Source organism: Leptothrix discophora (genome assembly GCF_030705305.1).
Taxonomy (GTDB): domain Bacteria; phylum Pseudomonadota; class Gammaproteobacteria; order Burkholderiales; family Burkholderiaceae_C; genus Sphaerotilus; species Sphaerotilus discophorus.
In genome coordinates this window covers 166,237-178,557 of the sequence record NZ_JAUZEE010000008.1, presented here as the reverse complement: position 1 = coordinate 178,557, position 12,321 = coordinate 166,237, and the positions used below count along the sequence as shown (strand labels likewise).

General features: G+C 68.9%; 11 protein-coding genes. 7 read left to right on the top strand and 4 right to left on the bottom strand.

Annotated features, from left to right (window positions below):
• Positions 1 to 43 precede the first annotated feature (43 nt).
• The 4 genes from fliS to Q8X39_RS15475 form a co-directional block, all read right to left on the bottom strand.
• Entirely contained in the window at positions 44 to 463 is a 420-nt protein-coding gene (gene fliS, locus Q8X39_RS15490; protein WP_305750577.1) for a flagellar export chaperone FliS, read from the bottom strand.
• Positions 464 to 606: 143 nt separating this feature from the next.
• Positions 607 to 2,025: a flagellar filament capping protein FliD gene (gene fliD, locus Q8X39_RS15485; protein ID WP_305750576.1), complete on the bottom strand. Its 1,419-nt coding sequence runs from the start codon at positions 2,023 to 2,025 to the stop codon at positions 607 to 609.
• A gap of 152 nt (positions 2,026 to 2,177) precedes the next feature.
• Positions 2,178 to 3,041: a flagellin N-terminal helical domain-containing protein gene (locus Q8X39_RS15480; RefSeq protein WP_305750575.1), complete on the bottom strand. Its 864-nt coding sequence runs from the start codon at positions 3,039 to 3,041 to the stop codon at positions 2,178 to 2,180.
• Between the two features lie 294 nt (positions 3,042 to 3,335).
• Complete coding sequence (locus Q8X39_RS15475; RefSeq protein WP_305750608.1) at positions 3,336 to 4,184, bottom strand: flagellin N-terminal helical domain-containing protein; 849 nt, start codon at positions 4,182 to 4,184, stop codon at positions 3,336 to 3,338.
• 556 nt (positions 4,185 to 4,740) lie between these two features.
• Here Q8X39_RS15475 and fliB point away from each other — a divergent pair.
• The 7 genes from fliB (at position 4,741) to motA (ending at position 12,265) form a co-directional block, all read left to right on the top strand.
• Complete coding sequence (gene fliB / locus Q8X39_RS15470; RefSeq protein WP_305750574.1) at positions 4,741 to 6,036, top strand: flagellin lysine-N-methylase; 1,296 nt, start codon at positions 4,741 to 4,743, stop codon at positions 6,034 to 6,036.
• A 101-nt stretch (positions 6,037 to 6,137) separates the two neighbouring features.
• Positions 6,138 to 7,577 carry a tetratricopeptide repeat protein gene (locus tag Q8X39_RS15465; protein ID WP_305750573.1) on the top strand — a complete coding sequence of 480 codons (1,440 nt, stop codon included), beginning with the start codon at positions 6,138 to 6,140 and terminating at the stop codon, positions 7,575 to 7,577.
• A 423-nt stretch (positions 7,578 to 8,000) separates the two neighbouring features.
• Entirely contained in the window at positions 8,001 to 8,324 is a 324-nt protein-coding gene (flhD, locus tag Q8X39_RS15460; RefSeq protein ID WP_305750572.1) for a flagellar transcriptional regulator FlhD, read from the top strand.
• Between the two features lie 54 nt (positions 8,325 to 8,378).
• Complete coding sequence (flhC, locus tag Q8X39_RS15455; RefSeq protein ID WP_130483594.1) at positions 8,379 to 8,915, top strand: flagellar transcriptional regulator FlhC; 537 nt, start codon at positions 8,379 to 8,381, stop codon at positions 8,913 to 8,915.
• Between the two features lie 219 nt (positions 8,916 to 9,134).
• Positions 9,135 to 10,418: an HD-GYP domain-containing protein gene (locus Q8X39_RS15450; protein WP_305750571.1), complete on the top strand. Its 1,284-nt coding sequence runs from the start codon at positions 9,135 to 9,137 to the stop codon at positions 10,416 to 10,418.
• Positions 10,419 to 10,501: 83 nt separating this feature from the next.
• A complete protein-coding gene (locus tag Q8X39_RS15445; protein ID WP_305750570.1) occupies positions 10,502 to 11,374 on the top strand; it encodes a class I SAM-dependent methyltransferase in 873 nt (290 codons plus the stop codon).
• Between the two features lie 33 nt (positions 11,375 to 11,407).
• Positions 11,408 to 12,265 (top strand): flagellar motor stator protein MotA, encoded by an 858-nt coding sequence (gene motA, locus Q8X39_RS15440; protein WP_305750569.1) that lies wholly within the window; start codon positions 11,408 to 11,410, stop codon positions 12,263 to 12,265.
• The last annotated feature ends 56 nt before the right edge of the window (positions 12,266 to 12,321 follow it).

The following is a 12,321-nucleotide window of genomic DNA, read 5'->3' as shown; positions in this document are numbered from 1 at the left end:
GGTCCGGAAAGCGGGCGCAGGTCGATGGCGGCGTCCGGGCGTGTCAGCCCGGGAACTTCACGCCGATCGCGGCCCAGGCTTCGCGGACGGGTTCGATCAGGCTCAAGACTTCCTTCAGCGCGGCATCGTCGTTGTGACGGTTGGCCTGCAGCAGGCGGATCTGGGCGTAGTCGTAGAGGTCACGCAGGTTCAGGGCGATGTCGCCGCCGGCCTTCGTGTCGAGCGCGGAACGCAGCCCCTCGTCGATGATCTGCGCGGCACGGCCGATGTGGCGGCCCTTGTCGGCGACACGGCCTTCGGCGAGCGCCTGGCGAGCCAGCTTCACCTGGGTCAGCAGGCCGTCGTAGAGCATCAGCGTCAGGGTGTGCGGATTGGCGCTGACCACCGAGGTCTCGACGCCGACCTGCTGGTACAGGTTCGCGTGGTGGCGGGGACGTCCGAAGGTCGAGGCTTGACTGAACATGGTGCGTTTCCTGACGGGAGAGGATGCGAATTGCGTACCTTGTTTATCGTCTCCGCCGGCCTCCGACTTGAGCCGCGCCGGCGGTTTCGAGCCCTTGAACAGGGCGGTTTTGGCAGCCCACATCGCGGGCCGCCAGAGCCGGTTCAACCCGTGCTCTTGTTCCAGCTGGTCACCTGCTGCGTGACGTAGGCCTGCAGGCTGGTGAGCTTGCTCATCTGGTTGTCCAGCGCGGTGTACTGCTTGCGCAGGCGCGCCTCGACCTGGGTCATGCGGTCGTTGAACGCGTCCTGCGACTTGGTGCCGGCATCGACCTTGCGCTGCAGGCTCTCGCTGCGCGAGGTCAGCGCGCCATCGAACTTCAGCAGCGCGTCGCCCCATTGCTGCAGGCGCACGCCGAAGCCGTTGTTGGACGCCGTCGCCGTGTCCTTGCTCGCGAACAGCGCCTTGACGTCGCCGAGCTGGGCGCCGAGGGCACCGGTCAGCTTGGTGTCGTTGATGCTCATCGAGCCGTCCTTCTTGATCTCGATGCCGATCTGCGCCAGGCGCTGGTAGCTGCCCGCCATCGTCCCGGTGCCGCTGGCGATGCCACGCATGGCGTACTGCAGCGAGTTGGTCGCCGAGTCGCCCTGCAGCGTGCCGGCCTTCTTGGTCGTCGCGTCGTAGGCGGTCTGCTGCGAGAGGTAGGTGTTGAGCTGGTTGTAGGCGTCGGCAAAGGCGCTGATCGCCGTCTTGATCGACTCGGTGTCGTTGGTCACCGACAGCTCGACCGGCGAGGCGCTGACCTTGCCGAGCTTGATCGTCACGCCCTCGACCGCGCCGGTCAGCAGGTTGCTGGCCGACTCGACGTCCAGCCCGTTGACCTTGGCCTTGGCATTGCCGGCCGCCTGGGTCAGCGACATGTTGACGCCGGCGGCAGCGGGTTGCGACGAGTCGTAGGTGAGCTTGGCCAGGTCGCCGGTGGTGGTGGTGGTCTCGCCGCCCATGCCGTCGGAGACGACCTCGCGGACGGTGAAGGCATGGTCGGCACCGGTCTCGCTGGCGCGCAGCAGCAGCCGCGAGCCCGAGGCATCGGTGACGACCGAGGCGACCACGCCGGCCTTGGCCGCGTTGATCTTGTCGCGCACCTGGGCCGGCGAGTCGCCGGCACCGATGGCGACGTCGATGGCCTGGCCGCCCGCACCATCCTGGATGCGCAGCACGCCGGCACCGACCGGGAAGGCGCTGGCCGGCGAGGCCACCGTCTGGGCCGTCGCCAGCTGCTGGACCGACAGGGTGTAGTTGCCGGCCTGGGCCGTGCCGTCGGTCGTCGCGGTGAAGACCGAGCTGTCGCCCGACGTGGCCGTGGTGTCGTTCCACGTCGTCGCGCTGGTGAGCTTGGACGACGCGTCGCGCAGGGTCGAGACGAAGCTCTGGATCTTCCCGTACGCGCTCAGCTGATTCTGGATCTTGCTGGTCGCCGTCTGCATCTGCTGCAGGGGCGCCTTCTCGACCGCCATCAGCTGCGTGACGATCGAATTGACATCAAGACCACTGCCGATACCGGCCGAACTGATGCTGGACATGGTGATCACCTCCGGATGCGCCGGGGGCCGACGCAAAAAGTCGTCCGACAGCGCCAGCCCTCGGACGACTTGTTCTTCGGCAGTTGGCGAGCCGACTTGAGATCAGCCCCCCGCATCCGCTTGCGCCTGCGCAGGAGCGCTGCCGCGCCGGCTCAGCCCAGCAGCTTCATCACCGACTGCGGCAGCTGGTTGGCCTGGGCAATCATGGCCGTGCCGGCCTGCTGCAGGATTTGCGCGCGGCTGAGGTTGGCGGTTTCCGCCGCGAAGTCCGCGTCCATGATCCGGCCGCGCGCGGCCGAGGTGTTCTCGGCCGAGACCTGCAGCTGCGAGATCACCGCGTCGAAGCGGCTCTGCACCGCGCCGGCCGTGGAGCGGGCGGTGTTGACCGCATCAAGGTCGGCATCGAGCGAGGTCAGCGCGGCCGAGGCCGCAGCCTGGGAGCTGATGTCGAGGCTCTTGACCGCCGTGGCGCCGGCGGCATAGGACGCGAGCGTCGTCATGTCGAAGCCGGTGCCGTCGACGTCGATGGTGTCGCCGTTGTCGGCACCGACCTGGAAGGACAGGGCCGCGTTCGCGGCCAGCGAGCCGGTCGCGGTCGAGTCGAACAGCGTCACGCCGTTGAACTTGGAATCCTGGACGACGCGCACGATCTCCTGCTGAAGCTGGTCGGCCTCGAGCTGGAGGTTGTCGCGGTCGGACTGCGACAGCGAGCCGTTGGCCGACTGCACGGCCAGTTCACGGATGCGCTGCATGCTGCCGCTGAGCTGGCCCAGCGCGCCTTCGGTCGTCTGCATCATCGAGATGCCGTCGTTGGCGTTGCGCACCGCCACGTTCATGCCCTTGACCTGGGCATTCATGCGTTCGGCGATCGCCAGGCCGGCGGCGTCGTCCTTGGCGCTGTTCACGCGCAGGCCGGACGACAGACGCTGCATCGACGTCGCCAGCGAGGACTGCGAAGCGGCCTGGTTGCGCTGCGCATTCAGCGAGGCCATGTTGGTGTTGATCGTCTGAGCCATGGTGATTCACCTCTGAGTAAGTCGCATGTCGAGTCGACAGGCTCGACAGCCGATGCGGCCCCAATCGTCTTGGGTAACTTTCCACCGGGAACCGCCCCGGGCGACAGGAGCGGATAGGTGCTGCTGTGAAGTGAATTGTGGTCAGGCGTGGCCCGGTCGAATCGCTGAAATGAAGGCCAAAGTGCCGCTGTCTTTGCGCCAGAAACGCCGACGCCACCGACACGGTGGCGTGTCGGTGGCGTCGGAAAAGGCCGTTCGGCGCGGCGTCCGGAGGCGCCGCTGCCCGCTGCGCGTTCAGCGCAGCAGCTGCATGACCTGCTGCGGCAGCTGGTTGGCCTGGGCGATCATCGCCGTGCCGGCCTGCTGCAGGATCTGGGCGCGGCTGAGGTTCGCGGTTTCCGAGGCGAAGTCGGCGTCCATGATCCGGCCACGGGCAGCCGCGGTGTTCTCCGAGGTCACCTGCAGCTGGCTGATGACGGCCTCGAAGCGGCTCTGCAGGGCACCAGCGGTCGAGCGGGCGGTGTTGACCGTGTCGATGTCGGTGTCCATGTCGTCCAGCACGGTCTGGGCCGAGGTCTGGCTGCTGATGTCGATGGCCTTGGCCTTCGCACCCGTCGCATAGGCCTTCAGGTTGCCGCTGGTCTTCAGGTCGAAGCCGGTGGTGTCGGCGGTGATCTTGTCGCCGTTGTCGGCACCGATCTGGAAGTCGATCGACTTGTTGGCACCGTCGAACAGCGCGACGCCGTTGAACTTCGAGTTGTCGACGACGCGGACGATCTCTTCCTGCAGCTGGTCGACTTCGAGCTGGAGGTTGTCGCGGTCGGGCTGGCTCAGCGAGCCGTTGGACGACTGCACCGCCAGTTCACGGATGCGCTGCAGGTTCTCGCCGATCTTGCCCATCGCGCCTTCGGCGGTCTGCATCTGCGAGATCGCGTCGTTGGCGTTGCGGACCGCGACGTTCATGCCCTTGACCTGGGCGCTCATGCGCTCGGCGATGGCCAGGCCGGCCGCGTCATCCTTGGCGCTGTTGACACGCAGACCCGACGACAGGCGCTGCATCGAGGTGGCCAGCGACGACTGCGAGGCAGCCTGGTTGCGCTGGGCATTGAGGGAAACGACGTTGGTGTTGATGGAAGCCATGATGAACTCCTGTGCTGTAGCGTTGAAGACTTGTTGAACTCGGCATGAGCGCCGCTGTTTCGACTGTTCCGGACCTTCCGGTCCGACCCTGGTGCCCGGCGCTCGTCAAGCTCGGTGCAGTCTCTTGCCGCGAGGGCCTTCACTGCATCAGCCGGCTTACCGGACCGCGGATCTCATTTCTGCGACCCGTTGATTTGGTTATCGGTGGGGTCTCAGGATTCCTTGAGGGTCGGATTGATCAGTTTTTTCGGGTCATTTCTCGAATCGCCTGATCGCCCCGCCAGCTGCACCTCCGCGTCGCTGCGCAGCCTCCCAGGGTTTCGGCAGGCGCACGCCAGGACTTGAGTCCCTTCGCAAGGCCGATCGCAACGAGGTGTTCTTCTCGTTGTCCGCCACCGGTGCGTCTTGACAGGCTGGCGGCCATGGCCGCGCGGGCGCACGCCAGCGCAGGAAACACCCGTCTATTCGGTCCACCGCCAGGCCCGGGCCATCTGGAAAATCCGGCAAATCGAGACGGGCAGGCCCGACGCGCCCGTCGGGCCGCGCCAGGCCCCGTCACATGCCCGAGGACCCCATGGCCAAGTTCAGCCCCACGGCGCAGATGCCGCGCTACCTGCAAGCCTTCCAGTGCGTCGGCCCGGCCTGTCCCGAAACCTGCTGCAGCGGCTGGCGGGTCACGATCGACAAGGCCACCTTCAAGAAGATGAAGGCGATCGGCGACGAGCCGCTGCGCCGGCGCATCGCCATCCACCTGGTCAAGGACGATGACTCGAACCCCGCCGCCTGGGGCCACCTGCAGATGGAGGACAACGGCGACTGCGGCTTCCTCGACGCCGACCGCCTCTGCAGCATCCAGAAGCAGCTGGGCGCGAATGCGCTGTCCGACACCTGCAACCACTACCCGCGCCAGTTCCAGCAGGTCGACGGCGAGCACCGCGTGCAGGCCACGCTGAGCTGCCCGGAGGCCGCCCGGCTGGCGTTGACCGATGCCGAGGCGATGGCGCCGGTGGCGGTGACGCTCGAACAGTTCGCCAACGCCAGCGAGCTGCCGCCGGGCATGCGCTGGAACGACGGGGCCGGCACGCCCAAGGTCAGCCACCTCGGTGGCCGGGTCCTGCACGACCTGCTGGTCAGCCTGTTCGACGCGCCCGGACTGGGCGCCTTCGACGCCCTGGCCCTGGGGCTGATGCTGGTGCGACGGGTCAACGGCTACGTCCAGGAACTGGCCGCACGCCCCGAGGGCAGCACCCCGCGCGAACAGCGCCTGCAGGACCTCAGCGAGCTGTTCTCGCGCTTCATGGATGCGGCCCACAACACCCAGCTCCTGGAGGTGGTGCGCGGCCTGGAAGCCGGCACCCGCTTCGCGCCCGACATGCTGCGCACCGTCACGCGGATGATCTGGCAGCGCCGGCTGACGGCCTCGGCCCGCACCATGCTCGGTGACGTCGTCGCCGGCCTGCGCCTGGACGAGGCCGACGAGCAGGTCGCCCGCGAGCGCTGGGCCGAGGCCCGCCGCCTGCACTGGGACGACTGGGCGCGCGGCCACGGCCACATGCTGCGCAACTACCTCGTCAACAGCCTGCAGTCCAGCCTGATCGGACGCCACTTCGGCACGCCGCAGGCCCTGGAGGACGCCTACCTGGACCTGGTCATCCGCGCCGCCCTGGTGCGCTACTGGCTGATCGGGCAGATGGCGCTGCACGGCGACGCGTTCACGCCCGAGATGGCGGTGCGGACGGTCTACGCGCTGTCGCGCAGCATCGAGCACGATCGCCGCTTCATGGCCGGCGTGCTGCAGACGATGGACGAACAGGGCATCCGCAGCCTCGCCACCGGCGTCGTGCTGATCCAGTGACCGCCGTGCGCCCTCAAGAACCGGCGCCGGACGCCGATGACGGGATGCAGAGCCGGCCCACCAGCCGCTGTCCGCCCCTTCAACTCGGCACACCCACACCCATGGCCCTGATCACCCTCGTCATCGCCCGATCGCCCACGCAGCGGCTCGACTGGCTGGCGGCCTTGCCGGCCCACGTGCGCGTGGTCGTCCACGAACAGGAGACGCCGGTCGGCAGCGGCGAGCCCGAGGCGCTCGACGGCCTGCCCGAAGGCAGCCGCCGCATCGCGCTGGGACGCAGCTGCGGGGCGCAGATGGGAAGCTTCCTGGCCCACGTGCTCGATCCGGACGTCGACCACGGCGAGCAGCACACCGTGTTCTGCGGTGCCGATGCCCTGCGGCATGCGCCCGCCCTGCTGACCTTGCTGGAAGACCCGCGACGCTGGGCCGACGTGCAGCCGCTGTCGATCGGCGAGGCGCCCGCCGACCTGATCGAGCGCGATGCACGCGACTGGATCGGCCCGATGCCGGTGCGCGCGGAACGCTACAGCCTCGCCACGCTGGCCCCGCTGGGCTGGCACGACCCGGACGCCGCCGATCTGGCGGCGCACCACCGCTCGACCCACGCGCTGGCGGCGGGGGAATCGGTGATGGCCCACTTTCTCGAACTCTCGGGCCTGGACGCGCTGGCTGCGGCGGCGCGCCAGGCGGACATCGGCGTGATGGCCCACGGCCCGGTCTTCGCGGTGCGCGGCCCTCGGCTGACCGCCCTCCGGGCCCAGCCAGGCGACGCGCTGCTGCGCCTGCAGCTCCTTTGCCGAGCGGACCCGAAGCTGGCCCGGCTGGCCGAGCGCGCGGTGCTGCACCTGTGCGGCCTGCCGATGGTCCGCCTGGAGCCCCTGCCGCGACCGATCGAGGAACGGACGCCCATCGGCATGGGCCTGTCACGCGTGATGGCGTCGATCGACGCTGTCCTGGCGCGGGCCGAGGAACCCGCGCCGCAGGCCGCCTTCCGGAACGTCGCGGCCTCGGCGCCGAGCGAGGCGACTGCTGCCGACGCCACGGACCGTCCTGCCGGATCGGCCACGCCGTCGAGCGACGCCGACGCACAGGCGACCCAGGCGACCCGGCGCGAAGCGGTGCGCGAGGCCGTGCGCGTCGCCATCGCCGCCGGCAGGCCGGAGGAAGCGATGGACCTGCTTCAACAGGCCATCCAGGACGATCCGTCCGAGGTCGACCTGCTGGGCGACGCCGCGACGCTGTGTTTCCACCGCGGCGACCTGGCCCAGGCCGTTCCACTGGCCAGGCGCGCGCTGCTGCGCGATCCGTCCCACGCCGAAAGCCAGTTCGCGCTGGCCATGAGCCTGGCCGCGCTGGGCGAGCGGGTCGAGGCGATGGTCCTGTTCGACAGCCTCGTCAGCGCCGACTCGGCGCGGGACTTCCGGGGCGCCCATCCCGACCTGACGGCGGTGGCGGAACGCCAGACCCACCACCTGCACCAGATCGAGCTGCAGCGCCGTGCGGCCACGATGCCGGTGATGGCCACCGAAGGGCAGGACTGAGATCGGCGCGGCGGATCGGCGACAGGCCTCGTCGCCGATCCGCCGATCCGCCGATCGCCGAACACCGAACCTCACGACCCGGCCGGGAGGCCACGTCATCCAGGCACCGACACGGCGGGCGCCGTTCGCCGGCCCCGTCGGGCCTGCACCGAGAGATCCGTCACGGATCACGGCCCAGGCCAGGCTGAAAGCCGAAAAAGAGGGCCGAAAAGGGCTCTGTCGCCTGACAGCCTGTAGGAATTTGCCTGACACGCCCCATGGCGCAAGACGGACTCAAGCGACAGAAGTGGCCCGATGTTGCGGTCCAGTTCGGATCTTCACAATTCATCTCACGTTGATACCGAAAGCAAGCCGAACGGCAAGCCCAGGACGACACCGAGCAGGAACCGAAGACCCCTTGTACCGAGCAGCCAGGAGCACACCATGAACACCGAACAGATCCTCAGCGAAATCCGTGAAGCCAACCTGTCCTACCTGATGCTGGCCCAGAGCCTCATCCGCGCCGACCGCGAACAGGCCCTGTTCCGCCTGGGCGTGTCGGAAGAGACCGCCGCGGTGATCGAGGTGCTGTCGCCCTCGCAGATGATGAAGATCGCCTCGGGCAACACGCTGCTGTGCCGCATGCGCGTCGACGACGACCTGGTCTGGAGCCTGCTGACCAACCACGGCAAGAGCGCGGCCAACGACGGCGTGTCTCGCCTGCATGCCAGCATCCTCATGGCCGGCCGTCATCGCGAAGCAGCCTGACCCGCCAGCCTTCCGAGACCGCGACACAGACAGAGAACAGACGGAGAGAGAACCATGCGCGCCAAGAGCATCCTGACCGAAGCCAAGCAAATTGAACGTGCCGTCACCCTGATCAAGCTGGGTGCCCGCCTTCAGGTGCTGGAATCGGAGACCGACCTGTCGTACGAGCGCCTGCTGCGCCTGTACAAGGAAGTGGCGGGCAAGTCGCCGAGCAAGGGCCAGCTGCCCTTCTCGACCGACTGGTTCATGACCTGGCAGCCCAACATCCATGCCAGCCTGTTCCTGAACATCCACGAGTACCTCAACAAGGTCGCCGAGCTCGACGAGATCGACACCGTCATCAAGGCCTACCAGCTCTACCTGGAACAGACCCAGGCCCAGAACCTGGAGCCGCTGCTGTCGGTGACGCGTGCCTGGCGCCTGGTGAAGTTCATCGACAACGGCATGCTGACGATGACCGCCTGCTCCAAGTGCGGCGGCCACTTCGTGACCCATCCGCACGAGATCGCCAAGCACTACGTCTGCGGCCTGTGCAACCCGCCGGCCCGTGCCGGCAAGGGCAAGGCCAACGGTGCCCTGCAACTGCACTGATTCCCGGCTCCTCCTGCTCCCGGCGTGACGGCCACGGCGGCCGCACGCCAACCCGAGTTCTTGCTTGTCTCCTCCTCCTTGCATCGGACGATGCAATTCGCGGGCCCTTCGGGGCCCGTTTTTTCTTGGGGACAACGGTTCGACTCGGCAAGATGACTCAAACACGCCATCAAGTCCGGGCATGTGACGGCCGATAGTTGTTTCATCTTCGGAACACCCATGGCCCTGATCGCTCTCCACCCCCGCCACCTGGCGCTGAACCAGCCGCTGCCCTTCCGCATCTTCGATGCGAAGGGCCTGATGCTGCTGCCCGGCGGCATGAAGGTGGAGCTGGAGAGCCGGCTGCAGGCGCTCAGGTCGATGCCGCTGTACGTCGACGAGGTCGAGGCCGCGCCCTGGCTGCGCCTGGTCCACGAGACGGCCGAGTCGCTGGTGCTGCGCAACGCGACGCTGCAGGACATCTCGATCGCGCGCATGCGCAGCGGCGCCAGCAGCAGTTCGAGCGGCGGCAGCGGCAGCGGCGGACCGGGCCGCGATGCCCTCAGCGGCGCCCACAACCCCGACCGCAGCGGACCGATCTCGAACTTCGACGTCGGCCTGGGCGAGCGCTGGGAAGGGCTGATGCGCCAGATCAACGGCGCGCTGCAGGACGCCACGCCGCAGGGCGACTGGGTGCTGCGCCTGCATGAGGCCCTGTCGCGGCTGATCGCGCTGGCCGATCGCAAGCCCAACGAGCTGCTGTTCCTGCTGATCCAGCATGCCGGCCACGACGTGCGCCAGTACAGCGCCCACCATGCGGCGCTGTGCGCGACGGTCTGCGCCCAGGTCGCGCACACGCTGCGCTGGAGCGCCGACGACCGCGAGACGCTGACGATGGCCGCGATGACGATGAACGTCGCGATGACCGGCCTGCAGGACACCCTGGCACGCCAGAAGGACCCGCTGTCGCCCGAGCAGCGCCAGCGCGTCGACAACCACGGGCTGCGCTCGGCCCAGCTGCTGGCCGAGAGCGGCGTGGGCGATCCGCGCTGGATCAAGATCGTGCGGCTGCACCACGACGCCAGCCTGCTGGCCGCGCCGCTGGCCTCGCTCGATCCGGCCCAGCGCATGGCCCGCCTGCTCAACGTGGTCGACCGCTTCACCGCCAAGATCAGCCGCCGCAGCGGTCGCCCGCCGATGTCGCCGCTGGCCGCCGCACGCGCGGCCTGCGTCGGGCCGGACGGCAAGCCCGACGAATACGGCAGCGCGCTGCTGCGCACGCTGGGCATGTACCCGCCGGGGAGCTACGTGCAGCTGGTCGGCGGCGAGGTCGCCGTCGTGATGGCTCGCGGCGAACGCGCCAACGAGCCGCGCGTGGCCGTGCTGGTCGGCAGCAGCGGCCTGCCCCTGCCTGAGCCGGTGCTGCGCGAGACCTCGTCGGCCGTGCGCAAGGTGGTCGCGGCCGTGCCGGTCGGCGACATCCGCGTGCGGCTCAACCACACCGCGCTGCTCGACCTGCTCTGAGCGGGCGGCATCGCCGGAACTGGACCGCTCGCACCCCCTTGCACCGGGCCTCGTCCCGGTCCAGGGCGAGCGATAACCTGGGGATGCGCGCGACGCTTCCCTCCATCCCCCTGCCCTGGCCCGCTCCAGCGCTGTTGCTGTGGCTGGCCTGCGGCCTGCTGCAGGCGCTGCTGCTGCGGCTGGACGCGCCGCCGGCGGTGGCCCTGGCCACCTCGGTCGGCCTGGGCGTGCTGGCCGCGCTGCTGGCCGATGCGCCGTGGCGGCGCTGGATGCTGGCGCTGGGCTGGCCGGCACTGAGCCTGGCCGGCGGCCTGTCGAGCGGCGTGCCGGCCTGGGCCTGGCTGCTGCCGCTGGCGCTGCTGCTGCTGGCCTACCCGCTGCGGGCCTGGCGCGACGCGCCGATGTTCCCGACGCCGGCCCAGGCCCTCGACGGCCTGGCCGAGCGGGTGCCCCTGCCTGTCGACGCACGTGTACGAGACGCCGGCTGCGGCATGGGCCACGGCCTGCAGGCGCTGCGCGCGGTCTATCCGCAAGCCCGCCTCGAAGGCATCGAATGGAGCCTGCCGCTGCGGCTCTACGCCGGCCTGCGCTGCCCCTGGGCACGCGTGCGCCGCGGCGACCTGTGGGCCGACGGCTGGCAGGGCCTGGCGATGGTCTACGTCTTCCAGCGGCCCGAGAGCATGGAACGGGTCTGGGCCAAGGCCTGCGCCGAGCTGGCACCCGGCGCCTGGCTGGTCAGCCTGGCCTTCGAGGTGCCCGGGCAGCCGCCCGCCGCGCAGCTGCCGGCCGGACCGGCCCGTCGCCATGCGGTGTGGATCTACCGCGTGCCGGCCGAAGGCGCCGCAAGGCCGTCACCGATTTCACGCAAGACCCGATCTGGACAAGCGCTGCCTCAAGTGAACGCGGCGGCGGTCCGATATGCAAAACACGCACAGGCCGCCGCACGCTCGGCGTGAGGCTGGCAACCCGCAACCGGAAAGACTCCCACCATGTTCGTCATCGTCGGCTGGCTCGTGGCCATCGGCTGCATCTTCGGCGTGTACATCGTGCACGGCGGCAACATCGGCGTGATCATCAAGGCGCTGCCCTGGGAAATGATCACCATCTTCGGCGGTGCGCTGGGCGCCTTCGTGGCCAACAACCAGACCAAGGTGCTCAAGGCCACGCTCAAGGGCCTGGGCGCCTGCTTCAAGGGCTCGAAGTACAGCAAGGCCCGCGCGATGGACCTGCTGGCCCTGCTCTACGACATCCTGCAGAAGACCCGCAAGGAAGGCCTGATGTCGATCGAGAAGGACATCGAGGACCCGCACAGCTCGCCGCTGTTCCAGAAGTACCCGGTGGTGGGCAACGACCACCACGTCAGCGAGTTCATCACCGACTACCTGCGCATGATGGTCTCGGGCAACCTCAATGCCCACGAGATCGAGTCGCTGATGGACACCGAGCTGGAGACCCATCACCACGAGGCCCACGGCGCGGCCGCCGCGATCGCCCGACTGGCCGGCGCCCTGCCCGCCTTCGGCATCGTGGCCGCGGTGCTGGGCGTCGTGAACACCATGGGCTCGGTCGGCCAGCCCCCGGCGGTGCTGGGCGGGATGATCGGCTCGGCCCTGGTCGGCACCTTCCTGGGCATCCTGCTGGCCTACGGCTTCGCCGAGCCGCTGGCCGGCCTGCTCGAACAGAAGATCGACGAGGACGGCAAGGAGCTGCAGTGCGTCAAGACCACGCTGCTCGCCTCGATGCAGGGCTACGCCCCGCAGATCGCGATCGAGTTCGGCCGCAAGGTCCTCTACTCCACCGAGCGGCCCACGTTTGCCGAGCTCGAAAGCCACGTGAAGAAGAAGTGACGCCCCCAAGCTCGCTGTCGCTCGCTACCCCCCGAGGGGGCCGTCCGCCAGCGGAC

Excerpts from the sequence above, each read along its gene's own strand:
- fliS (WP_305750577.1), bottom strand. The coding sequence starts at position 463 with ATGTTCAGTCAAGCCTCGACCTTCGGACGTCCCCGCCACCACGCGAAC.
- fliD (WP_305750576.1), bottom strand. The coding sequence starts at position 2,025 with ATGTCCAGCATCAGTTCGGCCGGTATCGGCAGTGGTCTTGATGTCAAT.
- Q8X39_RS15480 (WP_305750575.1), bottom strand. The coding sequence starts at position 3,041 with ATGGCTCAGACGATCAACACCAACATGGCCTCGCTGAATGCGCAGCGC.
- fliB (WP_305750574.1), top strand. The coding sequence starts at position 4,741 with ATGCCCGAGGACCCCATGGCCAAGTTCAGCCCCACGGCGCAGATGCCG.
- Q8X39_RS15465 (WP_305750573.1), top strand. The coding sequence starts at position 6,138 with ATGGCCCTGATCACCCTCGTCATCGCCCGATCGCCCACGCAGCGGCTC.
- flhD (WP_305750572.1), top strand. The coding sequence starts at position 8,001 with ATGAACACCGAACAGATCCTCAGCGAAATCCGTGAAGCCAACCTGTCC.
- flhC (WP_130483594.1), top strand. The coding sequence starts at position 8,379 with ATGCGCGCCAAGAGCATCCTGACCGAAGCCAAGCAAATTGAACGTGCC.
- Q8X39_RS15450 (WP_305750571.1), top strand. The coding sequence starts at position 9,135 with ATGGCCCTGATCGCTCTCCACCCCCGCCACCTGGCGCTGAACCAGCCG.
- Q8X39_RS15445 (WP_305750570.1), top strand. The coding sequence starts at position 10,502 with ATGCGCGCGACGCTTCCCTCCATCCCCCTGCCCTGGCCCGCTCCAGCG.
- motA (WP_305750569.1), top strand. The coding sequence starts at position 11,408 with ATGTTCGTCATCGTCGGCTGGCTCGTGGCCATCGGCTGCATCTTCGGC.